The 23,981-nt window shown below is 70.0% G+C and carries 21 protein-coding genes; 18 read left to right on the top strand and 3 right to left on the bottom strand.

Annotated features, from left to right (window positions below; translation table 11 throughout):
* Positions 1 to 125: 125 nt before the first annotated feature.
* From ftsZ to FS532_RS03775, 12 genes are all read left to right on the top strand, one after another.
* Positions 126 to 1,286, top strand: coding sequence for a cell division protein FtsZ (gene ftsZ, locus FS532_RS03830; RefSeq protein ID WP_097179446.1), 1,161 nt, complete (start codon positions 126 to 128; stop codon positions 1,284 to 1,286).
* A gap of 6 nt (positions 1,287 to 1,292) precedes the next feature.
* Positions 1,293 to 2,018 (top strand): YggS family pyridoxal phosphate-dependent enzyme, encoded by a 726-nt coding sequence (locus tag FS532_RS03825; RefSeq protein ID WP_144750414.1) that lies wholly within the window; start codon positions 1,293 to 1,295, stop codon positions 2,016 to 2,018.
* Between the two features lie 43 nt (positions 2,019 to 2,061).
* Complete coding sequence (locus tag FS532_RS03820; RefSeq protein ID WP_144750412.1) at positions 2,062 to 2,628, top strand: cell division protein SepF; 567 nt, start codon at positions 2,062 to 2,064, stop codon at positions 2,626 to 2,628.
* A 71-nt stretch (positions 2,629 to 2,699) separates the two neighbouring features.
* Positions 2,700 to 2,987 carry a YggT family protein gene (locus FS532_RS03815; RefSeq protein WP_402739348.1) on the top strand — a complete coding sequence of 96 codons (288 nt, stop codon included), beginning with the start codon at positions 2,700 to 2,702 and terminating at the stop codon, positions 2,985 to 2,987.
* 183 nt (positions 2,988 to 3,170) lie between these two features.
* Positions 3,171 to 3,860 (top strand): DivIVA domain-containing protein, encoded by a 690-nt coding sequence (locus FS532_RS03810; RefSeq protein ID WP_186321896.1) that lies wholly within the window; start codon positions 3,171 to 3,173, stop codon positions 3,858 to 3,860.
* Positions 3,861 to 3,862: 2 nt separating this feature from the next.
* Positions 3,863 to 4,531 (top strand): signal peptidase II, encoded by a 669-nt coding sequence (gene lspA, locus FS532_RS03805; RefSeq protein WP_260852539.1) that lies wholly within the window; start codon positions 3,863 to 3,865, stop codon positions 4,529 to 4,531.
* Entirely contained in the window at positions 4,528 to 5,451 is a 924-nt protein-coding gene (locus FS532_RS03800; protein WP_144750410.1) for an RluA family pseudouridine synthase, read from the top strand. The genes lspA and FS532_RS03800 overlap by 4 nt, the downstream gene beginning before the upstream one ends.
* 420 nt (positions 5,452 to 5,871) lie before the next feature.
* The gene (gene dnaE, locus FS532_RS03795; protein WP_440130700.1) at positions 5,872 to 9,354 is read left to right on the top strand and encodes a DNA polymerase III subunit alpha; all 3,483 of its coding nucleotides are present in this window, start codon (positions 5,872 to 5,874) and stop codon (positions 9,352 to 9,354) included.
* A 2-nt stretch (positions 9,355 to 9,356) separates the two neighbouring features.
* Positions 9,357 to 10,151, top strand: a complete 795-nt coding sequence (locus tag FS532_RS03790; RefSeq protein ID WP_144750406.1) for a hypothetical protein — start codon at positions 9,357 to 9,359, stop codon at positions 10,149 to 10,151.
* A gap of 99 nt (positions 10,152 to 10,250) precedes the next feature.
* Positions 10,251 to 11,558 (top strand): histidinol dehydrogenase, encoded by a 1,308-nt coding sequence (hisD, locus tag FS532_RS03785; RefSeq protein ID WP_144750404.1) that lies wholly within the window; start codon positions 10,251 to 10,253, stop codon positions 11,556 to 11,558.
* A 13-nt stretch (positions 11,559 to 11,571) separates the two neighbouring features.
* Entirely contained in the window at positions 11,572 to 12,060 is a 489-nt protein-coding gene (nrdR, locus tag FS532_RS03780) for a transcriptional regulator NrdR (protein ID WP_144750402.1), read from the top strand.
* Complete coding sequence (locus FS532_RS03775; protein ID WP_144750400.1) at positions 12,057 to 13,133, top strand: quinone-dependent dihydroorotate dehydrogenase; 1,077 nt, start codon at positions 12,057 to 12,059, stop codon at positions 13,131 to 13,133. The genes nrdR and FS532_RS03775 overlap by 4 nt, the downstream gene beginning before the upstream one ends.
* A 167-nt stretch (positions 13,134 to 13,300) precedes the next feature.
* On the opposite strand, the gene FS532_RS03770 is transcribed toward FS532_RS03775, so the two are convergent.
* The gene (locus FS532_RS03770) at positions 13,301 to 13,876 is read right to left on the bottom strand and encodes a DUF3043 domain-containing protein (protein ID WP_144750398.1); all 576 of its coding nucleotides are present in this window, start codon (positions 13,874 to 13,876) and stop codon (positions 13,301 to 13,303) included.
* 53 nt (positions 13,877 to 13,929) lie between these two features.
* Between FS532_RS03770 and FS532_RS03765 the strand changes: the two genes are divergently transcribed.
* The 6 genes from FS532_RS03765 to FS532_RS03740 all read left to right on the top strand — a co-directional run bounded on the left by FS532_RS03765 (position 13,930) and on the right by FS532_RS03740 (position 20,718).
* On the top strand, positions 13,930 to 15,375 hold the full coding sequence (locus FS532_RS03765) for a dipeptidase (RefSeq protein WP_144750396.1): 1,446 nt from the start codon (positions 13,930 to 13,932) through the stop codon (positions 15,373 to 15,375).
* Between the two features lie 58 nt (positions 15,376 to 15,433).
* Positions 15,434 to 15,808 carry a HesB/IscA family protein gene (locus tag FS532_RS03760; RefSeq protein WP_097179423.1) on the top strand — a complete coding sequence of 125 codons (375 nt, stop codon included), beginning with the start codon at positions 15,434 to 15,436 and terminating at the stop codon, positions 15,806 to 15,808.
* Positions 15,809 to 16,066: 258 nt separating this feature from the next.
* The gene (gene ctaC, locus FS532_RS03755) at positions 16,067 to 16,966 is read left to right on the top strand and encodes an aa3-type cytochrome oxidase subunit II (protein WP_097179422.1); all 900 of its coding nucleotides are present in this window, start codon (positions 16,067 to 16,069) and stop codon (positions 16,964 to 16,966) included.
* A gap of 12 nt (positions 16,967 to 16,978) precedes the next feature.
* Complete coding sequence (ctaD, locus tag FS532_RS03750; protein ID WP_186321895.1) at positions 16,979 to 18,718, top strand: aa3-type cytochrome oxidase subunit I; 1,740 nt, start codon at positions 16,979 to 16,981, stop codon at positions 18,716 to 18,718.
* 4 nt (positions 18,719 to 18,722) lie between these two features.
* Positions 18,723 to 19,139 (top strand): cytochrome c oxidase subunit 4, encoded by a 417-nt coding sequence (locus tag FS532_RS03745; RefSeq protein WP_144750394.1) that lies wholly within the window; start codon positions 18,723 to 18,725, stop codon positions 19,137 to 19,139.
* A 199-nt stretch (positions 19,140 to 19,338) separates the two neighbouring features.
* Entirely contained in the window at positions 19,339 to 20,718 is a 1,380-nt protein-coding gene (locus FS532_RS03740) for a glucose-6-phosphate dehydrogenase (protein ID WP_144750391.1), read from the top strand.
* Positions 20,719 to 20,960: 242 nt separating this feature from the next.
* On the opposite strand, the gene FS532_RS03735 is transcribed toward FS532_RS03740, so the two are convergent.
* Positions 20,961 to 22,859, bottom strand: a complete 1,899-nt coding sequence (locus FS532_RS03735; protein ID WP_144750389.1) for a glycoside hydrolase family 15 protein — start codon at positions 22,857 to 22,859, stop codon at positions 20,961 to 20,963.
* Between the two features lie 55 nt (positions 22,860 to 22,914).
* Entirely contained in the window at positions 22,915 to 23,979 is a 1,065-nt protein-coding gene (locus tag FS532_RS03730; protein ID WP_144750387.1) for an App1 family protein, read from the bottom strand.
* Between the last annotated feature and the right edge of the window lie 2 nt (positions 23,980 to 23,981).

Here is a 23,981-nt window from a genome sequence, read left to right as displayed (position 1 = left end):
CACGCGGCGTGGCGGGGCGACAGTGCCCGGAGCGCACCCGTAGCGTCGAAGCCAGCACCACATCTACCAGCATTGCCCCTGAACTTCAAGTAGAGGTTGAGGGTTCGACCGGAGGCCTGACTGACGTGACCACGAACCACAACTACCTCGCCGTCATCAAGGTCGTCGGTGTCGGCGGCGGCGGCGTCAACGCCGTCAACCGCATGATCGAGCTCGGCCTCCGTGGGGTCGAGTTCATCGCGATCAACACCGACGCGCAGGCACTGCTCCTCAGCGACGCCGACGTCAAGCTCGACGTCGGCCGCGAGATCACCCGTGGCCTCGGCGCCGGCGCGGACCCCGAGGTCGGCCGACGAGCCGCCGAGGACCACGCCGAGGAGATCGAGGAAGCACTCGCGGGCGCCGACATGGTGTTCGTCACCGCCGGCGAGGGCGGTGGGACCGGCACGGGTGGTGCGCCCGTGGTCGCCCGCATCGCGAAGTCCATCGGTGCGCTCACCATCGGTGTCGTGACGAAGCCGTTCAGCTTCGAGGGCAAGCGTCGCCAGTCCCAGGCCGAGAACGGCGTCGCCGGGCTCAAGGACGAGGTCGACACGCTCATCGTCGTGCCGAACGACCGTCTGCTCGAGATCAGCGACCGCGGCATCTCCATGGTCGAGGCCTTCGCGACCGCCGACCAGGTGCTGCTCGCCGGCGTGCAGGGCATCACCGACCTCATCACGACCCCGGGTCTCATCAACCTCGACTTCGCCGACGTCAAGTCGGTCATGCAGGGCGCCGGCTCCGCGCTCATGGGCATCGGCTCCTCGCGGGGTGCCGACCGGGCGATCAAGGCGGCCGAGCTCGCCGTCGCGTCCCCGCTGCTCGAGGCCTCGATCGACGGTGCGCACGGTGTGCTGCTCTCGATCCAGGGCGGCTCGAACCTCGGCATCTTCGAGATCAACGACGCCGCGCGTCTCGTGCAGGAAGCCGTCCACCCGGAGGCGAACATCATCTTCGGTGCGGTCATCGACGACACCCTCGGCGACGAGGTGCGCGTGACCGTCATAGCCGCCGGCTTCGACGGTGGCGAACCGCAGCAGCAGCAGAAGGAACGCCGCTCGAGCTACGTCGACCCCGAGGCCGGCGCGACGCTCCCCGTGGCCTCCGCCGTCGGTACCGGGTCGATCGAGGACTCGTCGCCCTCCTGGGCGTCGCAGGAGCACGAGGCGCCGGCGCAGCGCGCCGCCGACCCGGCCTTCGACGACGATGACGACGAGCTCGACGTCCCCGACTTCCTGAAGTAAGCAGCGTTGTCAGACGACCCGCGCCTCCAGACCGATCCGTCACCAGACGGCGGACTGGAGGCGCGTCTCGCGTCCGTCAGGCAGGGCATCTCCGACGCGGCGCGAGCCGCAGGGCGGTCGGCTGACGAGCTGACGCTCGTCGTCGTCACGAAGTACCACCCGGCGTCGCTCGTCCGCGACCTCGCCGCGCTCGGCGTGACCGACGTGGGGGAGAACCGCCACCAGGAGGCGCAGGAGAAGGCCGCGGCGCTGGCCGACCTGCCGCTGACGTGGCACTTCGTCGGGCAGCTGCAGTCGAAGAAGGCCCGGCAGGTCCGGCGCTACGCGCACGTCGTGCAGTCGCTCGACCGCGCGTCGGTCGTCGACGCCTTCGCGCCGACCGAGGCGGAACCCGAGCCACCCGTCGTGGACGGCTTCGTGCAGGTGAACCTGACCTCCGACCCGGGTCGCGGGGGCGTGCAGCCCGACGACGTCGAGACGATGGTGTCGCGGGTGCTCGGCACCGGCACGATCCGGTTGCGCGGGGTGATGGCCGTCGCGCCGCTCGACGAAGAACCCCGCGCGGCCTTCGCCCGGCTCCGGTCGATCTCCGAACGCGTGGTGTCGCTCGCGCCGGACGCCACGGACATCTCCGCCGGGATGAGCAACGACTACGCCGAGGCGATCGCGGAGGGCGCGACACACCTCCGGATCGGCACCGCAATCACGGGAGAACGCCCGGTCACGCCCTAGCCTCGTCCCAAGGGCATCCACGAGCACGAACTCCGGAGGAACCATGGCCAACCCGCTGAAGAAGACGATGGTCTACCTCGGCCTCGCCGACGAGGAACTCGAGTACGAGGACGAGCAGCCGCAGCAGCAGCCTGCGCGGCAGCAGTCCGCTCCGGCCGCGGCTCCGACGCCGTCCCCGGCAGCGCAGGAGGCCCCCGCGGCGACTGCGGCGCCCGTGGCGCCCGCCCCCGTCGAGACCAAGACGCACACCCACCAGCGCGGTGCCCAGGTCACCCCGCTCCGCCGCTCGCACACGACCGCACAGAAGGCAGCACCGGTCCAGGAAATGAACGAGATCCTCACCGTCCACCCGCGCGAGTACAAGGACGCCCAGTCCATCGCCGAGAGCTTCCGCGATGGCATCCCCGTCATCATCAACCTCTCGCAGATGACCGAGGCGGACGCCCGTCGCATGATCGACTTCGCCTCCGGCCTGTCGCTCGGCCTCTACGGCAAGATCGAGCGGGTCACCAACAAGGTGTTCCTCCTCTCCCCGGCGCACGTCGCGGTGAGCGGTGAGGCGCCTGAGGTAGAGTCCGACATCGAGGCGTCCTTCTTCGCCCAGTCCTGAGTCCCTCAGGCCCACCCGCCCCGTGAGCGTCGTCACGTGACGACGCCCACCCGAGCCGAGCGAGCCCCATCGTGTCCGCGATCTTCACGATCCTGTACTTCCTCCTCCTGCTGTACTTCTTCACGATGTGGGGCCGGTTCGCGCTCGACATCGTGCAGGCGTACAACCGCTCCTGGCGGCCCCGCGGGGGACTCCTCGTGGTCTCCGAGTTCGTCTACACCGTGACCGACCCGCCGATCCGCACCGTCCGCAAGGCGCTCCCGCCGCTGCGGATGGGGCCGGTGGCGCTCGACTTCGGGTGGACGATCGTGATGCTCGTCGTCATCATCGCGATGACGGTCGTGCGCTACCTGATCTAGTCGCGGACCAGCCGCGACACGCGCCACGCCCGGTCATGGTCACGGTTCACGGTCCCCGTCGGTGTACGGTGGTCGGGATCGATGCTCGCCCCGGCGTGGCATCCGCACCGCCCGGCACGACTGGTACATTCGGTCGGACCGAGACGGTTCCACACGTTCAGCAGTTCTATTGAGGTGACGGCAATGGCTTTGACGCCGGAAGACGTAGTCAACAAGCGGTTCCAGCCGACGAAGTTCCGCGAGGGCTACGACCAGGACGAGGTCGACGACTTCCTCGACGAGGTCGTGGTCGAGCTGCGCCGCCTGACGGCCGAGAACGACGAGCTCCGTCAGCGCCTGCAGGCCGCCGAGTCGGCGCCGAAGCCGGCCCAGGCGGAGCAGCCCGCTCCGGTCGCGACCCCCGAGCCCGAGCCGGAGCCCGCCCCCGTGGCCGCTGCTCCGGAGCCCGCTCCGGTCGCCGCCGCCGCTCCGGCCACCACGGTCGCCGCGGACGAGGACACCGAGGGCACCACGAACCTCCTCACCCTGGCCCGCCGTCTCCACGAGGAGCACGTGCGCGAGGGTGTCGAGAAGCGCGACGCGCTCATCGCCGAGGGCACCGCCCAGGCCGCCCGCCTCGTCTCCGAGGCCGAGGCCAAGCAGCGCCAGATCATCGCCGACACCGAGAACACGAACCGTCAGCGTGTCGCGGTGCTCGAGCAGGAGCAGCGCCAGCTCGAGGGCAAGATCGACGAGCTCCGCACCTTCGAGCGCGACTACCGTGCGCAGCTCAAGAGCTACATCCAGGGGCAGCTCAACGAGCTGGACGGCTCGGCCCCCGAGCAGTCCGGTCTCACCCCCGCGCCGGCGTCGGCGCAGGGCGTCGGCAACTGACGTTGTCGCGACCAGCATCACGAGCGAAGGTCAGTGTCCGCGCGATCGCGGCACTGGCCTTCGCCGCTGTCGTGGTGGTGGCGCTCGACCAGGGCGTGAAGGCGCTCGTCGTCGCCAACCTGCCGTACGGCACCGTCGTCCCCGTGCTGGGCAACGCACTGCAGCTGCTGTACGTGCGGAACCCCGGCGCCGCGTTCTCGTTCGCGGTGAACATGACGTGGGTGTTCTCGATCGTGTCGACCGCCGTCGTGGTCGCGATCATCGTGTTCGCGCGTCGCATCCGCTCGATGTGGTGGGCCCTGGTGCTCGGCATGCTGCTCGGCGGGGCCCTCGGGAACCTGCTCGACCGGCTCTTCCGTGAGCCCGGCTTCGGTCGCGGCCACGTGGTGGACTTCATCTCGACACCGTGGATGATGCCGGCGATCTACAACATCGCGGACTCGTTCATCTGCGTCAGCATGGTGATCTTCGTCCTGCTCGTGATCTTCGGCGTGAACCTCGACGGCTCGCGCGCCCTCACCGCGAAGCAGCAGCGAGCGGCGGACGCGGCCGACTCCGGGGCCGGTGCGTCCGCGCCGGACGCCGCAGGCGCCTCCACGTCCGCTCCTGCCTCCGACGACCCGCGCGCGCCGCGTGACGGCCGCGAGTCCCTCGGGCACGACGCGACGTGACCGAGTCGCGTTCCCTGCCGGTGCCGGACGGGCTCGCCGGTGAGCGTGTCGACGCCGCCATCGCCAAGCTCCTCGGGTTCAGCCGCTCCTTCGCGGCCGACGTCGTCGCTGCCGGTGGTGTGACCGTCGACGGGGTCACCGTGGACAAGTCCGACCGGCTGCACGCTGACTCGTGGCTCCAGGTCGAATGGACCCCGAAGGAAGCCCCCCGGATCATCCCGGTGGAGGTCCCCGGCATGACGATCGTGCACGACGACGACGACATCGTCGTGGTGGACAAGCCCGTCGGCGTCGCGGCGCACCCGTCGCCCGGCTGGGACGGCCCGACCGTCCCGGGTGGGCTCGCAGCCGCCGGGTTCACGATCGCGACCTCAGGCGCCGCCGAGCGTGCGGGCATCGTGCACCGCCTCGACGTCGGGACCTCCGGACTCATGGTGGTCGCGAAGACCGAGTTGGCCTACACGCACCTCAAGCGCGCGTTCAAGGAGCGCACGGTCGAGAAGGTCTACCACGCGCTCGCGCAGGGGCACCCCGACCCGACCTCGGGCACCGTCGACGCACCCATCGGTCGGCACCCCTCGAGCGACTGGAAGTTCGCGGTCACGGCCGACGGCAAGCCGAGCGTGACGCACTACGCGACCCTCGAGGCCTTCCGGTCCGCGACCCTGCTCGAGGTCCACCTGGAGACCGGGCGCACCCACCAGATCCGGGTGCACATGGCGGCGACCCGGCACCCGCTCGTCGGCGACACGATGTACGGGGCGGACCCGGTGCTCGCGGACGAGCTGGGGCTGACGCGGCAGTGGCTCGACGCGGTGCGGCTCGGGTTCGAGCACCCGCGGACGGGCCAGTGGGTCGAGTTCCAGGCGCAGTACCCCGACGACCTGCAGCTGGCGCTGGACCGCATCCGCGCCGCGTAGCGCGCGCGGCGGGCGCGTCACGCCGTTGCGCGAGGTCGCACGAAGTGCCGCCCGGAACGCGCCGGAACGGCAGTTCGTGCGACCGGCACGCCCGACGTGCGGCGTGTCTCGCGACCTCGCCCCGTGCCCTGGACACACCACGTCCCGGCCTGGAGGCCCGTGGCGGGCCCGCCCCGCGCCTCCAGGCCGTCGTGGGCCGCCCCCACCCCGTCGAGTGAGCGGAAATCGTCGGGTCCCGGCGCAAGACCCGACGATTCCTGCTCACTCGATGCGACCTCGGGGTCCGACGTGATCGACGCGCCCGGGAATGTGGGTGGGCGAGGTTAGGCTGTTCCGAGACCGCAGCAGCTCCCGCGAACCGGAGGTTCCGTGTCGGATTCCGACTCCTTCGTCCACCTGCACGTGCACAGCGAGTACTCGATGCTCGACGGTGCCGCCAGGCTCTCCGACCTCGTGGCGGAGACCGCCGCGCAGGGCATGCCCGCCGTGGCGGTGACCGACCACGGCAACATGTTCGGCGCGTTCGAGTTCTGGAAGGCCGCGAAGGCCGGCGGGGTCAAGCCGATCATCGGGACCGAGGCGTACATCACGCCCCGCACGCACCGCTCGGACAAGACCCGTGTGCGCTGGGGCGACGGTGGCGGCGACGACGTGTCGGGTGCCGGTTCGTACACGCACATGACGATGTTCGCCGAGAACACCACGGGCATGCACAACCTGTTCCGGCTGTCGTCGAAGGCGTCGCTCGAGGGGTACTACTTCAAGCCCCGCATGGACATCGAGCTGTTGCAGGAGTACCACCAGGGCATCATCGCCACGACGGGCTGCCCCTCGGGGGAGATCCAGACGCGCCTGCGCCTCGGGCAGTACGAGGAAGCACGTCAAGCCGCTGCGGACTACCGCGACATCTTCGGCAAGGAGAACTACTTCGCCGAGGTCATGGACCACGGGCTCGAGATCGAGCGTCGGATCATGAGCGACCTGATCCGGCTGGCGAAGGACCTCGACATCCCGCTGGTCGGCACGAACGACCTGCACTACACGCACTCGCACGACGCCAAGTCCCACGCGGCGCTGCTCTGCGTGCAGTCCGGCTCGACGCTGAACGACCCGAACCGCTTCAAGTTCGACGCCGACGAGTTCTACCTGAAGACCCCGCAGCAGATGCGGCACGTCTTCCGCGACAACCCCGAGGCCTGCGACAACACGCTGCTCATCGCCGAGCGGTGCAACGTCGACTTCGACACCACGGCGAACTACATGCCGAAGTTCCCGGTGCCCGAAGGCGAGACCGAGCACTCCTGGTTCGAGAAGGAGGTCGCGAAGGGCCTCGAGTACCGGTACCCGGGCGGCATCACGCCGGAGGTCCAGGAGCGCGCCGACTACGAGGTCGGGATCATCAACCAGATGGGCTTCCCGGGCTACTTCCTCGTGGTCGCCGACTTCATCAACTGGTCGAAGAACAACGGCATCCGCGTCGGTCCGGGTCGTGGCTCCGGTGCCGGCTCGATGGTGGCGTACGCGATGCGCATCACCGACCTCGACCCGATCCGGCACGGCCTGATCTTCGAGCGGTTCCTCAACCCGGACCGCGTCTCCATGCCCGACTTCGACGTCGACTTCGACGACCGGCGCCGCGGTGAGGCGATCAAGTACGTCACCGAGAAGTACGGGTCGGAGCGCGTCGCGCAGATCGTCACGTACGGCACGATCAAGGCGAAGCAGGCGCTGAAGGACTCCTCGCGCGTCCTCGGCTTCCCGTTCGGCATGGGCGAGAAGCTCACGAAGGCGATGCCGCCGCCCGTGATGGGCAAGGACATCCCGCTCACCGGGATCTTCGACAAGGACCACCCCCGCTACAAGGAGGCCGTCGACGTCCGCACGGTCGTCGAGACCGACCCCGAGGCGAAGACGGTGTTCGACACCGCACTCGGGCTCGAGGGGCTGAAGCGCCAGTGGGGCGTGCACGCGGCCGGCGTGATCATGTCGAGCGACCCCCTGATCGACATCATCCCCGTGATGAAGCGCGAGCAGGACGGCCAGATCGTCACGCAGTTCGACTACCCGGCAGCGGAGTCGCTCGGCCTGATCAAGATGGACTTCCTGGGGCTCCGCAACCTCACGATCATCAGTGACGCCCTCGACAACATCAAGACGAACCGTGGGATCGAGCTCGACCTCGAGACCATGGGGCTCGAGGACCCGGAGGCCTACGCGCTCCTGCAGCGCGGCGACACCCTCGGCGTCTTCCAGCTCGACGGAGGCCCGATGCGCGGCCTGCTGCGTCTGATGAAGCCCGACAACTTCGAGGACATCTCCGCGCTCATCGCCCTGTACCGTCCGGGGCCGATGGGTGCGAACTCGCACACGAACTACGCGCTCCGCAAGAACGGCGAGCAGGCGATCACGCCGATCCACCCGGAGCTCGCCGAGCCCCTGCAGGACATCATCGGCACGACCTACGGCCTGATCATCTACCAGGAGCAGGTCATGGCCATCGCGCAGAAGGTCGCGGGCTTCTCCCTCGGCCAAGCGGACATCCTCCGCCGCGCGATGGGCAAGAAGAAGAAGTCGGAGCTGGACAAGCAGTACGCCGGCTTCGAGAAGGGCATGCAGGACAACGGCTACTCGGCCGCGGCGATCAAGACGCTGTGGGACATCCTGCTGCCCTTCTCCGACTACGCGTTCAACAAGGCGCACTCGGCCGCGTACGGCGTGGTGTCGTTCTGGACCGCGTACCTCAAGGCGCACTACCCGGCCGAGTACATGGCTGCGCTGCTGACCTCCGTCGGCGACGCCCGCGACAAGCTCGCGCTGTACCTCAACGAGTGCCGCCGCATGGGCATCAAGGTCATGCCGCCGGACGTCAACGAGTCGATCGGCTTCTTCGCGGCCGTCGGCGACGACATCCGCTTCGGCATGGGCGCGATCCGCAACGTCGGGTTCAACGTCGTCGACGACATCGTGAAGGCCCGCACCGAGAAGGGCGCGTTCGAGTCGTTCCACGACTTCCTCCGCAAGATCCCGATCTCGTCCGCGAACAAGCGCACGGTCGAGTCGCTGATCAAGGCCGGTGCGTTCGACGAGTTCGGCGACAGCCGGCGGGCGCTCGTGGAGATCCACGAGGGCGCGGTCGAGGGTGCGGTGAAGGTCAAGCGCGACGAGGCCCACGGCAACGTCGGGTTCGACTTCGACTCGCTGTTCGCCGAGGTCGCCGAGGAACAGCCGGAGACGGCGGCCGTCTCGCAGGTCCCGGACCGCCCGGAGTGGTCCAAGCGCGACAAGCTCGCGTTCGAGCGCGACATGCTCGGCCTGTACGTGTCCGACCATCCGTTGGCCGGGCTCGAGATCGAGCTCGCGAAGCACCAGTCGATCACCATCGCCGACCTCATCGGTGCGGACGACTCGGTGGAGGGCGAGACCGTCACGGTCGCCGGCCTGCTGACGAGCGTGCAGCACCGGGTCGCGAAGACGAGCGGCAACCCGTACGGCATCGTCCAGATCGAGGACTTCGGCGGCGAGATCGGCGTGATGTTCCTCGGCAAGACGTACCAGGAGTTCGGTCCGTCGCTCGTGGCGGACTCGATCGTGGTCCTCCGTGGCCGGGTGAACGTCCGCGACGACGGCAAGGCCCTGCACGCCGTGAGCATGTTCCAGCCGAACGTCGGCGACGCGATGGGGTCCGGCCCGCTCACGCTCTCGCTCCCGGAGCGTGCGGCCACGACGAGCACCGTGACGGAGCTGGCAGCGGTCCTCGGACGGCACCAGGGGGAGACCGAGGTCCGCCTCAAGCTCCTCAAGGACGACGTCGCGCGGACCTTCGAGCTGCCGTTCCCGGTGAACCTCACCCCGGACCTGTTCGGCGAGCTGAAGAGCCTGCTCGGCCCGCGCTGCCTGGTGTGACGATGGCCGGGCCGCCCGCCGGGGTGCTCCGCGCCTTCGGTGTCGGCGGTGCGTCCCTCGAACGGCTCGCCGGCGGTCGCGGGCTGACGTGGCGCGCCGGTGACGTGGTGCTGCGCCCGCACGACGGGGCCGTGGTGACCGACTGGCGCGCGGACGTCCTCGCCGGACTGCCGCACTCGCCGGCGTTCCGGACCCCTCGGCCGATCGCGGCGGCCGACGGCGGCTGGCGTGCGGGGGACTGGGAGGCCTGGGAGTTCCTGCCCGGCCACGCCGACGAGACCCGGGTCGAGGACGTCATCCGCGCCGGGGCGGTCTTCCACCGGGCGCTCGCACACGTCGACCGCCCGGCGTTCCTCGGCGACGGGCCGGACCGCGGCCGGTCGGACGACCCCTGGAGCCGAGCCGACCGGATGGCCTGGGACGAGGAGCCGCTGCCGTGCGACCCGTCGCTCGACCGGCTCGCCGCGGCCTTCCAGCCGGTCCACGCGCCGTCCCAGCTCGTGCACGGCGACCTCCTCGGCAACGTGCTGTTCGCCGACGGGTCCCCGCCGACCGTCATCGACTGGCCGCCGTACTGGCGCCCGGCCGGGCTCGGCGCCGCGATCGCCGCGGCGGACGCCGTCTGCTGGCACGGGTTCCCGCTGGACGGCCTGGGCGCACTCGGTGACGGTGTCGCCGACTGGCCGCAGCTGCTGGTGCGCGCGCTCGCGTTCCGCATCGCGACGCTCCACCTGCTCGGCGGGTGGGACGCGGCCGGGGCGGACCGGCACCGGCCCGTCATCGACGCGCTGGTCTGACGGCCTGGAGGCGCGGGGCGGTCCCGCCACACGCCTCCAGGCCGTCAGCTGGTCACCTCCGCGCTGGCTGTCGGCACGGCTCGGTAGGCTTGGCGCCTGATGATGCAGCGAATCGACCTCCGCGGCGGGCTCCCCGCCCGTGCCGAACTCCTCCGACTCATGCCCCGCGCCGCTGGTGACGTCTCGCACGCCGTCGACGCCGCCCGCGAGCTCGTGGACGCGGTCCGGGAGCACGGCGAGTCCGCGCTGCGCGAGCAGGCCGAGCGGTTCGACGGGGGAGCGCCGGAGTACGTGCGCGTGCCGGACGCCGAGATCGCCGCAGCCGTCGCCGGGCTGGCGCCCGCGCTCCGCGGATCCCTCGACGAGGCGATCCGCCGCGTCCGAGCCGCGAGCGCCGCACAGGTGCCGGCCGCGTCCGTCACCACGCTGGCCGACGGCGCCGAGGTGCACCAGCGCTGGCAGCCGATGCGCCGCGTGGGGCTCTACGTCCCCGGTGGCAAGGCCGTGTACCCGTCGAGCGTCGTGATGAACGTCGTCCCCGCCCAGGTCGCCGGCGTCGGTTCGATCGCCCTCGTGTCGCCGCCGCAGCGGGACCACGGCGGGGCGGTGCACCCGACGATCCTCGCGGCCGCCGGGCTCCTCGGCATCGACGAGGTCTACGCGATGGGCGGTGCCGGGGCGATCGGCGCGTTGGCGTACGGCGTGCCGTCGATCGGTCTCGAGCCGGTCGACCTCGTCACCGGTCCCGGGAACAACTACGTCGCCGCGGCGAAGCGCCTGGTGCGCGGGGTCGTGGGCATCGACGCCGAGGCCGGCGCGACCGAGATCCTCGTGATCGCCGACGACACCGCCGACGCGGGGTTCGTGGCCGCCGACCTCATCAGCCAGGCCGAGCACGACGAGCAGGCCGGCAGTGTGCTGGTGACGACGTCGGCGACGTTCGCCGATGCGGTGGAAGCCGCCATCCCGTCACGGGTGTCGGCGCTGGGGACTGCTGCGCGCCTCCAGACCGCCCTGGACGGACCGCAGTCCGCGATCGTGCTGGTGGACTCGCTCGCCGACGCCGCAACCGTCAGCAACGCGTACGGGCCGGAGCACCTCGAGATCCAGACGGCCGACGACGACGCGGTCCTCGCGTCGATCGACGCAGCCGGTGCGGTGTTCGTCGGGCCGAGCACGCCGGTCAGCCTGGGGGACTACCTCGCCGGGTCGAACCACGTGCTCCCGACCGGCGGTCAGGCGCGGTTCGGCTCCGGGCTGTCCGCGTCGACGTTCCTCCGGCCGCAGCAGGTCATCCGGTACACGCCCTCGGCGTTGTCCGAGGTCGCCGGGCACATCGTCGCCCTCTCCACCGAGGAACAGCTCCCCGCGCACGGCGCCGCCGTGACGGAGCGCACGAACCGATAGCCTGGGGGACGCCATGTTCTGCCCCTTCTGCCGCCACCCGGACTCCCGCGTCGTCGACTCCCGTACGAGCGACGACGGAACCTCCATCCGTCGCCGTCGTCAGTGCCCCAACTGCGGGCGGCGCTTCTCGACCACCGAGACCGCCTCGCTCAACGTGGTGAAGCGCAACGGGGTCACCGAAGCGTTCAGCCGCGACAAGATCGTCTCCGGCGTGCGCAAGGCGTGCCAGGGCCGCCCGGTGACGGACGGCGACCTGGCGGTGCTGGCACAGCGCGTCGAGGAGACCGTCCGCTCGTCCGGGTCCAGCCAGATCGACGCGAACGACATCGGACTGGCGATCCTCGATCCCCTCCGGGAACTCGACGAGGTCGCCTTCCTGCGGTTCGCGAGCGTCTACCAGGCCTTCGACTCGCTCGAGGACTTCGAGGACGCCATCGGGCAGCTGCGCATCGACCACCACGGCGGGGCCGGGGCCGCATCACCGGCCGGGGCCGGCGCGTGAGCGGCATCGCGGAACGCATCGTCCGCGGCGGGTACGCCGTCGTGTTCCGCTCCGTGTTCGCGAACATGGACCCGGAGCGCGCCCACCACATCGCCTTCGCCGTCATCAAGGCCCTGCCGCACGTGCCGATCGTGCGTGGACTCGTCGAGCGGTACTCCCGGCCCTCGGCGATGGACGGCGTGACCACGATGGGGATCCACTTCCCGTCGCGGTTCGGCCTGGCCGCCGGGTTCGACAAGGACGCCCGCGGCATCGCCGGACTCGGGGTCCTCGGGTTCGGGCACGTCGAGGTCGGCACCATCACCGCGAAGCCCCAGCCCGGCAACGAACGCCCGCGGCTCTTCCGGCTCATCGCGGACCGCGCGCTCATCAACCGGATGGGCTTCAACAACCACGGGGCCGCTGCCGCGGCCCGCAAGCTCGAGCGCGCCCGCCGGAACCCCGGTCGTCCGGTCATCGGCGTCAACATCGGCAAGAGCCGGGTCGTCGACGTCGCCGACGCGATCGACGACTACCTCGAGTCCACGCGGCGCCTCGCCCCGTTCGCCGACTACCTGGCGGTCAACGTCAGCTCGCCGAACACGCCGGGACTCCGCGGCCTGCAGGAGCTCGACCAGCTCCGTCCGCTGCTCACCGCCGTGCGCGATGCCGCCGGGAAGGTGCCGGTCCTCGTGAAGATCGCGCCGGACCTCACCGACGAACAGGTCGACGCGATCGCCGAGCTCGCGGTGTCGCTCGGGTTGGCCGGCGTCATCGCGAACAACACCACGATCTCGCGGGACGGCCTCGTGACCCCGGACGCCGAGGTGTCGGCGATGGGGGCCGGGGGACTGTCCGGCGCTCCCGTGGCGGCTCGTTCCCTCGACGTGCTGCGGCGTGTGCGGGCTGCGGTGCCGGACGACTTCTGCGTGATCGCGGTCGGCGGCGTGACGAGCGAGCAGGACGTGCAGGACCGCATCGACGCGGGGGCCACGCTCGTGCAGGGCTACACGGCGTTCCTCTACGAGGGGCCGAGCTGGGCGACGCGCATCAACCGCCTGCGTCGGCGGCGCCTGCGGCGCGCAGCGCGCTGACGCGGGGTCGCCCGCGCGACGCGGGGCCTTCGCGGGACGCCGAGATCGCACGTTGTGCTGCTCGGCGCGCCGCGGAGCGGCACTTCTCGCGATCTCGGCGCTCGGAACGCGCCGGGCCGGACACGACGAAGCGCCGCCCGGCGAGCCGGACGGCGCTTCGCGGTGGGTCAGACGGTGGGGTACTCGCCGCGCTTGACCTGCGGCTTCGGCAGACGCAGGAAGCGCAGCTGCCACGCACGCGTGAGGATGTAGAGGAACGTGCCGCGCTGCATCGAGCCGAACTTGTTCGTCAGCTTCTTGCGGAAGGACAGCCAGAGGATGACGCAGTCGAGCACGAAGAGCGCCACGAACGCCCAGACGAGCAGGAGCGCGTAGGACGCGATGACCGTCTGCGACGCCGCGAAACCGACGATCAGGAACAGCACGAGCACCGGCATCATGATCTCGCCGACGTTCCAGCGGGCGTCGATCCAGTTGCGCACGAACCGGCGCTGATCGCCCCGGTCCTTCGCGGGGAGGTAGCGCTCCTCGCCGTTGGCCATGCCGACGCGGGCCCGCTCGCGCTCGTTCGTGAGGCGTGCGCGTGCGGCCTTCTTGTCCACCGGGCTGTTGCCGACGAGGGGGCGGCGGTTGGCGGCCTCACGCTCGCGACGGCTCGGGGTCGGCCGACCCTTCCCCTGCTCGAGGAGTTCGTCCTCGGTGGGGTTCACGGTCGTGTTGGTCTTGGGGGCTGCCTTCGCCACGGTGCGTTCCTAACGGCGGTGTGCGTGCTGGATCGTCCTCTAGATTACCGGGCATGACCGACACCGCACAGCACAGCCCCGCGACCGACCCCGCACTCCTCGACGCCCTGCGCGAACACGTGCAGGGAGCGCTCCCCACCACGATCGCCGACCTCTCCGCCCTCGTGCGGCTGCCGTCGGTGTCCTGGTCGGCCTTCGACCCGGCCGACGTCCGGGCCAGCGCCGAGGCCGTCGCGGACCTCGCGCGGTCGACGGGCGTGTTCGCGGGCGACGCGGTGCGGATCGTGCGTTCGGCGGTCTCCGGTGACACCGCGGACGCCGAGTCCACCGGCGGCGAGCTCGGGCAGCCGGCGGTGCTCGCGGTCCGCCCGGCCCGCAACGGCAAGCCCACCGTCATGCTCTACGCCCACCACGACGTGCAGCCCCAGGGCGACGACGCGCTGTGGGAGACCCCGCCGTTCGAGCCGACGCTCCGCGGTGACCGCCTGTACGGTCGCGGCGCCTCGGACGACAAGGCCGGCGTCATGACCCACATCGCCTCGCTCCGGGCGGTGCACGCGCAGTTCGGCGACGACCTCGACCTCGGCGTCGTGCTGTTCGTCGAGGGCGAGGAGGAGTTCGGCTCCCGGTCGTTCCGCACCTTCCTCCGCGAGCGGAAGGAGCACCTGGCGGCGGACGTCATCGTGGTGGCCGACAGCGACAACTGGTCCACCGAGGTCCCGTCGATCACGGTGTCCCTCCGCGGCAACGTCACGTTCAAGCTGACCCTGACGACGCTCGAGCACGCGAGCCACAGCGGCATGTTCGGGGGAGCGGCACCCGACGCCATGATCCCGATGGTCCGGCTGCTCGCGTCCCTGCACGACGACGACGGCTCGGTCGCGGTCGAGGGGCTGACCTCCTACGACGCCCCGGTACCGGCCCGCACCGAGGACGAGCTCGCGACGGACGCAGCCCTCCTGCCGGGTGTCCGACCGGTCGGCCGCGGCGACGTCCTGTCCCGCATGTGGTTCCAGCCGTCGATCACCGTCACGGGCATGGACGTGCCGAGCGTCGCGAACGCGTCGAACACGCTGCTGCCGACGGTGTCCGCCCGGGTCTCGGTCCGGGTCGCTCCCGGCCAGGACGCATCCGAGGCCGCCGCGGCGGTCGAGCGCCACCTGCGCGAGCACGTGCCGTTCGGTGCGCAGATCGAACTCACCGAGCCGGACGCCGGCGACGGGTTCCTGGTGGACACCGCCGGCTGGGCTGTCCAGGAGGCGCGGACCGCGATGCGCGAGGGCTGGGGCAACGACGCCGTCGAGCAGGGCATCGGCGGGTCGATCCCGTTCGTGTCGGACCTCGCGGCGGAGTTCCCGGAGGCACAGATCCTCGTCACCGGCGTCGAGGACCCGGACACCCGTGCGCACAGCCCGAACGAGTCGCAGCACCTCGGCGTGCTGCACCGCGCGATCGCATCGGAGACGATCCTGCTCGCGCGTCTCGCGACTCGCGGCTGACGGTGCTTACAATCGGACCAGGAGCGGTGAACCACACCGCCCGGAGGGAGACGCGCGGATGAGCGACACCATCACCGAGAACGCACCGGCGACCGAGACGCCCTCGCACGGCGTCCTGCTCAGCGACGCGGCCGCGGCGAAGGTGGCGAGCCTCCTCGAGCAGGAGGGTCGCGACGACCTCCGCCTGCGTCTCGCGGTGCAGCCCGGCGGCTGCTCCGGACTGATCTACCAGCTCTACTTCGACGAGCGGCTGCTCGACGGTGACACCACGGCCGAGTTCGAGCCCGGTGTCGAGGTCGTCGTCGACAAGATGAGCGTCCCGTACCTCGACGGTGCCTCGATCGACTTCGAGGACACCATCCAGAAGCAGGGCTTCACGATCGACAACCCCAACGCGCAGGGCAGCTGCGCGTGTGGCGACAGCTTCCACTGATCGCCCGTCGACCCGACACGAGCGGGGAGTGACCGACACGGTCGCTCCCCGCTCGTGCGTTCCCCGGGCGTGGCATCCGTCACGACCAGGGAAAACGCGCCCGGGGCGGGTGCGGATCGCGGCCGATCGCGTGTCGCGTGTGCGCGAGGGGTCTCCAGCTGCGAGTAAGCTAGGAGTGTTCCAACCAAGCTGGGAGCGGGCCATGCGCGACCTTCGCGTCGCAGGCTGCTCCGGTTTCACGTCTTCCGAGAGGTAACAGTGCGTTCGAATCGCCGTATACGTTGGGCGGCCGTCCCGGTGGCCGTCGGTCTGGTCATCGCACTGGCTGGCTGCACGCAGCAGCAGCTGAACGGATGGCTCCCCGGCACGGAGGAGACGAAGGACGTCACCAACCACACGAGCCGCATCGTCGGCCTGTGGACCACCAGCTGGGTCGTCCTGCTCGCGGTCGGTCTGATCGTCTGGGGCCTCATCATCTGGGCCGCCATCGTCTACCGCCGCCGCAAGGGCCAGACCGGCCTGCCGGTGCAGATGCGGTACAACATGCCGCTCGAGATCTTCTACACGATCGTGCCGCTGATCCTCGTCCTCGGCTTCTTCGCCTTCACCGCGAAGGACCAGGCCGCGATCGAGAAGCCGTTCACCAACCCGGACGCCACCGTGCACGTGTACGGCAAGCGCTGGGCATGGGACTTCAACTACATCGACCAGAAGAACCCCGACGAGAGCGTCTACTACCAGGGCATCCAGGCCCAGGAAGAAGAGAACGCCAAGGGCGCGATCGACGAGTCGCAGCTGCCGACCCTGTACCTGCCCCAGGGCAAGAAGGTCAAGATCGAGCTGTCCTCGCGCGACGTCGACCACTCCTTCTGGATCATCGACTTCCTGTACAAGAAGGACATGCTCCCGGGCAAGACGAACTACGAGTACTTCATCCCGGAGAAGCTCGGCACCTACCAGGGCAAGTGCGCCGAGCTCTGCGGTGAGTACCACTCGCTCATGCTCTTCCAGGTGAAGGTCGTGACGCCGGCGCAGTACCAGGACTACCTCGACACCCTGAAGGACCAGGGCAAGGTGGGGCTGCTCGGCAACGAGTACAACACCAACACGAACGAACCGGACAACAAGGCGCCGGTGGCGTCGAGCGAGAACGAGTAGGGGCTCCGAAAGATGACAACGTCATTTGTCGGCCAGCCGACTGCACAGACCACGACGCCGGACTTCCAGGCGTCGAAGGTCGGTCGGAAGGGCAACATCATCGTCCGGTGGATCACCTCCACGGACCACAAGACCATCGGGTACATGTACCTGATCGCCTCGTTCATCTTCTTCCTGCTCGCAGGTGTGATGGCGCTCGTGATCCGTGCCCAGCTCTTCGAGCCCGGCCTGCACGTGGTCGCGACGAAGGAGCAGTACAACCAGCTGTTCACGATGCACGGCACGATCATGCTGCTGATGTTCGCGACGCCGCTGTTCTCCGGCTTCGCGAACGCGATCATGCCGCTGCAGATCGGTGCGCCGGACGTCGCCTTCCCGCGTCTGAACGGCTTCGCCTTCTGGCTCTACCTGTTCGGCTCGCTCATCGCGGTCGGTGGCTTCCTCACCCCGCAGGGTGCGGCGTCCTTCGGCTGGTTCGCCTACGCGCCACTGAGTGACACGACGTTCACACCAGGGCTCGGCGGCACGTTGTGGGTCTTCGGGCTCGGCATGACCGGCTTCTCGACGATCCTCGGTGCGGTGAACTTCATCACCACGATCATCACGATGCGTGCCCCCGGTCTGACCATGTTCCGCATGTCGATCTTCACCTGGAACACCCTCGTGACGGCGCTCCTCGTGCTGATGGCCTTCCCGGTCCTCGCCGCGGCGCTGTTCGGCCTCGGCCTCGACCGCGTGTTCGAGGCGCAGATCTTCAACCCGGCCAACGGCGGTGCCCTGCTCTGGCAGCACCTCTTCTGGTTCTTCGGGCATCCCGAGGTGTACATCATCGCGCTGCCGTTCTTCGGCATCGTCTCCGAGGTCTTCCCGGTGTTCAGCCGCAAGCCGATCTTCGGGTACAAGACCCTCGTCTACGCGACCATCGCGATCGCAGCGCTCTCGGTCACGGTCTGGGCGCACCACATGTACGTCACCGGTGGCGTCCTGCTCCCGTGGTTCTCGCTCATGACGATGCTCATCGCGGTCCCGACCGGCGTGAAGATCTTCAACTGGGTCGGCACGATGTGGCGCGGCTCGGTCACCTTCGAGACGCCTCTGCTGTGGGCCGTCGGCTTCCTCATCACCTTCACGTTCGGTGGTCTCACCGGTGTGATCCTGGCGTCGCCCCCGCTCGACTTCCACGTGTCCGACTCGTACTTCGTCGTCGCGCACTTCCACTACGTGGTCTTCGGAACCGTCGTCTTCGCGATGTTCTCCGGCTTCTACTTCTGGTGGCCGAAGTGGACCGGCAAGATGCTCAACGAGCGCCTCGGCAAGATCCACTTCTGGCTCCTGTTCATCGGGTTCCACACGACGTTCCTCATCCAGCACTGGCTGGGCGTCATCGGCATGCCGCGTCGGTACGCGACCTACCTGCCGAACGACGGCTTCACCTGGATGAACCAGCTGTCGACGATCGGCTCGATGATCCTCGCGATATCGTTCCTGCCGTTCATCTTCAACGTCTACGTGACCGCCCGGAACGCGCCGAAGGTCGCCGTGAACGACCCGTGGGGCTACGGCCGCTCGCTCGAGTGGGCCACCAGCTGCCCGCCGCCGCGCCACAACTTCACGTCGATCCCGCGCATCCGTTCGGAGTCCCCGGCGTTCGACCTCAACCACCCCGAAGCGGGTGTGCCGATCGGCGTGGGTCCCGCGAAGGACGCTCCCGATGCCCCGACCTACGACGCCGCGAAGGGCGAGGTGAAGTAAGGCGATGCGCGCCAACACCAACCTGTTCTGGATCCTCTTCGGGTTCTTCATCCTCGCGGACGCCGCGTACACCATCTGGTCGCTGATCTACTACGGCGAGCCGGAGTGGGTCGGCACCGTGGCCATCGGCCTCACCGGGATCATGTCCGCGTTCATCGCGTTCTACCTCGGCAAGGTCATGTCCTCCCAGGGCGGCGAGCTGCCCGAGGACCGGCCGGACGCCAACATCGAGGACGGCGACGCCGAGCTCGGGCACTTCAGCCCGTGGTCGTGGTGGCCCATCCTCCTGGCGGCCGCCGTCGCGGTGTGCTTCCTCGGCGTCGCCGCCGGCCTGTGGATCGTGCCGATCGGTCTCGCCCTCGTGGCGATCACGCTCGTCGGCTGGGTCTACGAGTACTACCGCGGCAACTTCGGTCACTGACCTGAACCCGCAGCGCACCTGACACATTCGGGCGGCACCACACCGGTGCCGCCCGAAGTGCGTCCGGCACCACCGCCGGCACCACCGCCGGAAGTGCCGCAGGACCATCAACGAACCGGCCCGACCGGGAATCAACCAGTCCGCCCACGGCTTGGCTTCAAGCGGACCACCCCCACCACAGCGAAAGGAGTCACCTCCGGTGACCGACAAGCGCACTCTCATCATCTTCGGCGCGACGGGCGACCTCGCCTCCCGCCTGCTGCTGCCGGGCCTCGGCACGTTCCTGCAGAGCGGTCGAGCGGTTCCCGTCCAGCTCATCGGCACGGGCCGCAGCGCCCGCAGCGAGGAGCAGTGGAAGGACGTCGTCACGAAGTCCTTCGCGTCGCAGGACGTGAAGGGCCCGGAGGTCGACAGCACGCTCGCCTCGACGCAGTTCATCCAGGGTGACCCGACGGACCCCGAGCACCTCAAGGCGCTGTTCGCTGCGGCGGACGACGACGCCGAGCCGATCCTCTACTTCGCACTGCCCCCGCAGATCGCATCGGACATCTGCGAGGCGCTGCAGCAGGTCGAGCTCCCCGAGGGCACCACGCTCGCGTTCGAGAAGCCCTTCGGCACGGACGTCGCCAGCGCGAAGGCGCTCAACGAGACCGTCCTCAAGCTCGTCCCCGAGGAGCGTGTGCACCGCACCGACCACTTCCTCGGTCGCACCACGGTCCTGAACATCATCGGCCTGCGCTTCGCGAACCGCCTGTTCGAGCCGATCTGGAACGCGGAGAACATCGAGAAGGTCGACGTCTTCTACGACGAGACGCTCGGGCTCGAGAACCGCGCCCAGTACTACGACGAGGCCGGTGCGATGGTCGACATGATCCAGTCGCACCTGCTCCAGATCCTCGGCATCGTGACGATGGACGCCCCGGCGGACATCGACTCCGTCGAGTTCCGCTCCTCCCTCGCTCGCGTGCTCCGTTCGACGGAGCTCAAGGGCGGGGACCCGAAGATCGCATCGCGTCGCGCCGTCTACACGGCCGGCACGATCGACGGCAAGGAGCTGCCGTCGTACCAGGACGAGGACGGCGTCGACAAGTCGCGCAGCACCGAGACGCTCGCGGAGATCTCGGTCGAGGTGGACACCGCTCGCTGGAAGGGCGTTCCCTTCACCCTGCGTTCGGGCAAGGCGCTCGGCGCCAGCCGGAAAGAGGTGCTCATCACCTTCAAGCCGGTCACGCGCCTGCCCTCCGGCCTCTCCGGTCGGCCGAAGGCGGACACCCTCCGCATCGTGCTGAACCCGGACGAGATCGAGCTGACGGTGTCGGCCAACGGCGGCGGCAACCCGTTCGAGATGGGTCAGGTCACGCTGTCCTCGTCCTTCGCCGACGGTGAGCTGACCCCCTACGGCGAGGTCCTCAACGGGATCTTCCACGACGACCCGCTGCTCTCGATCCGCGGTGACGTCGCCGAGCGCTGCTGGGAGATCGTCGAGCCGGTCGTCAAAGCCTGGAAGGCCGACGAGGTCCCGCTCGAGGAGTACCGCGCGGGTTCGCGCGGCCCGGCGGACTGGGAGTCCTCGTCCTGACTTCCTGACGGACGCGACGGTCGCGCCCTGAACGGGCGCCCCCGACGGACTGGAGGCGCGGTGCCAGCTGGCACCGCGCCTCCAGTCCGTCGTTGCGTGCGTTCCGACCCATAGCGCGCGACCTGGAAGGCCGAATCGCGCGTAGGAGGCAGGAAGGAACGGCCTCCTATGCGCGAAACGACCTCCTCCGCGCGGGACAGCCCCCTACGCGCGGAACGGCCACCGACGCGCGGTAGCGCCCGCTACGCAGGCGTGCCCGCGCGCTCGCCCTCGCCGGTCCAGGAGCGGGTGCCGCCGTCGTGGACGGGCAGGCGCGTTCGGTGCCCGGCGGTCAGTCCGCGTGCCCGGGCGATGGCGTCCGCGGCCGACACGAGCGTGAGGTGCGAGAGCGCCTGCGGCGTGTTGCCGATGTGGTGCCCGGTGGCGACGTCGATCTCCTCCGAGAGCATGCCGACGTCGTTCGCGTACCCGACGAGCACGTCCATGAGCCGCTCGGCGTCCTCGACCCGGCCGGACGCGGCGTACTGCTCCACGAGCCAGAACGAGCACGCCAGGAACGGGTGCTCGCTGCCGGAGAGCCCGTCGAAGCCGGACGACGTGCGGTAGCGCAGCACGAGTCCGTCGGATCCGGTGCGGAGGTCCTCCTCGATGGCGCGGACGGTCCCGGTCATGCGTTCGTCGTCGGCCTTCACGTAGCCGATCTGCGGCAGGACGAGCAGGCTGGCGTCGACCTCGTCGGTGTCGTAGTGCTGCCGGTAGCTCCCGCGCTCGGCGTTCCAGCCGTGCTCCTCGATCTCGGCGCGGACCTGGTCGCGCAGGGTGCGCCAGCGGTCGACGGGCCCCTCGAGCCCGAACTCCTCGACGGCTGCGACGCCGCGGTCGAACGCCGCCCAGATCATCGCCCGCGAGTGCGTGAAGTGCCGTCGGGGTCCGCGCATCTCCCAGATGCCGTTGTCGGGTTCCTGCCAGTGCTCCTCGACGAAGCCGAGCAGGGCGCGCTGCAGGGCCCAGGAGTCCGCGTTCTCCTCGACGCCGAGTTCGCGGGCGTCGTGCAGGGCGGCCAGGACCTCGCCGAACACGTCGCCCTGGTACTGCGTGTACGCGCCGTTGCCGACCCGCACCGGCGTGGACCCGGCGTACCCGGGCAGGTTCGGGAGCTCGCGTTCGGGGAGTTCCCGTTCGCCGGCGATGCCGTACATGATCTGCACGTCGGCGGGGTCCCCGGCGATCGCTCGGAGCAGCCAGCCGCGCCAGTGCGCCGCCTCGTCGCGGTAGCCGTGCGCGATGAGCGAGGCGAGTGCGAGTGAGGCGTCGCGCAGCCACACGTAGCGGTAGTCCCAGTTCCGTTCGCCGCCCGGGTCCTCCGGCAGGCTGGTGGTCGCCGCCGCCACGACGCCGCCGGTCTCGGCGTGGGTCATCGCGCGGAGGAGCAGCAGGGACCGCCGGGCCGGTTCGGCGTACCGGCCGTCGGTCCGTGCGGTCGCCATCCAGTCGCGCCACCACTGCACCGTGCGGCGGAGGGCCGCGTCGACGTCGAGCGGCTCCGGCGGCTCGCGGTGCGACGGGTACCAGGTGAGCACGGTGTCGAGGACGTCGCCGTCGTGCACGGTGCTCGTCGCGGTGTGCCGGTGGTCGTCGGCGTGGAACCGCACCCCGCGGACGATGACCGAGCCGGGCCCGGCGGTCGCGAGGAGCGCAGGGTCCTCGTCGCCGCCGATCTGCCGGACCCAGGGGAGCGCCCGGGCGTAGTCGAAGCGGATGCGCAGGGTCTGCCGGAGGTCCACGGAGCCGCGGAGGCCCCGCACGCGCCGGACGATCGTGGCCCGGTGCGCACCGATCGGCATGAACTCGGTGACCTCGACGATGCCCGTGCTCGTCGTCCACACCGTGGAGAGCACGAGCGTGTCGTGGTCGTACCGGCGGGTGGCGGTCGCGTCGGGGTCGGTCGGTCGGAGTGTCCAGTGCCCGTGGTCCTCGGTGCCGAGGATCGACGCGAAGGTCGAGGGGCTGTCGAACCGGGGCAGACAGGCCCAGTCGATGGTGCCGTCCCGTCCGACGAGCGCGGCGGTGTACGTGTCACCGATCAGCGCGTGGTCCTCGATGCGGTTGGTCGGTGGGGTGGTCGTGCTCGCCGCGCTCATGGGGCGATCCAACCACCGCCGGATCGGGGAACGGGCGCGGTTGCTGAGGGATGCCTCAGGAGGGATCGGTCGGGTCGGCCTCGGTGATGCCGACCCGGGCGAGCTCCGACCACATGCCCGCGCCGTCCGGGGCGTACACCCACGGCGCCGACGATTCGCGGGACCGTTCCTGCGCGCGGGAGCGTCCACCGGCGAGGACGGCCTCGCTCGTGGACAGCTGGCGGATCGCGACGCCGGCGACGTTCTCGGGGTGCGCGCGGGCGAAGTCGCCGTAGAGCGACTCGTCGTGCTGGCCGTCGTCCCCGACCAGGAGCCACTGCACGTCGGGGAAGTCCTTCGCCAGGCGCTCGAGGTTCTGCTGCTTGTGGAGCTGCCCGCTGCGGAAGAAGCGGTCGTGGGTGGGGCCCCAGTCGGTCAGCAGCAGCGTGCCCGACGGGTAGAGGTTGCGGCTCAGGAAGCGCTGCAGGGTCGGCGCGACGTTCCAGGCGCCCGTGGACAGGTACACGGTGGGCGCGCCGGGGTGCTGGGCGAGCACGCGCTCGTAGAGCACCGACATCCCCGGGACCGGGCGTCGGGCGTGCTCCGTGAGCACGAAGGAGTTCCACGCCGCCAGCATCGGGCGGGGGAGCGAGGTCACCATCACGGTGTCGTCGATGTCGGAGAGGAGTCCGAACCGGGTGTCCGGGTGGACGATGAACACGTCGGCCTCGACGTCGCGCATGCCGCCGGCGGAGAGCTTGATCGTGCGCCAGCCGGGTTCGAGGTCGATCGGGACGATGGTGTCCACGACGCCCCCGCGGTCGGACTGCACGACGTGCGTGGTCCCGCCGGCGGTGATCGTGACCTCGGCGTCGTCGACCGCCACGCTCGTGAACGTCTTCCAGCCGCGGACGCCGTAGAAGGACGCGTCGGAGGCCAGTCCGCGACGGGTGAGGAGGACGCGGCACAGGACCCGGACCCACCCGGGGGCCCCGTAGCCGTTGTACGGGATCACGGTCGGCACGAGTCCGCGTCGACGTGCCCGGTGCTCGCGGAACTCCTGGACGGCGTCCTCGATCCGGGCAGCCCGGTGGAGGATCGGCTCGGCCAGCGACGGCTCGTGGTGCGTCGGGTCGGGCATCG

It is taken from the genome of Curtobacterium pusillum (genome assembly GCF_007673235.1).
In the GTDB taxonomy this organism is placed as follows: Bacteria; Actinomycetota; Actinomycetes; order Actinomycetales; family Microbacteriaceae; genus Curtobacterium; species Curtobacterium pusillum_C.
This window is presented reverse-complemented; position numbering and strand designations above follow the sequence as displayed.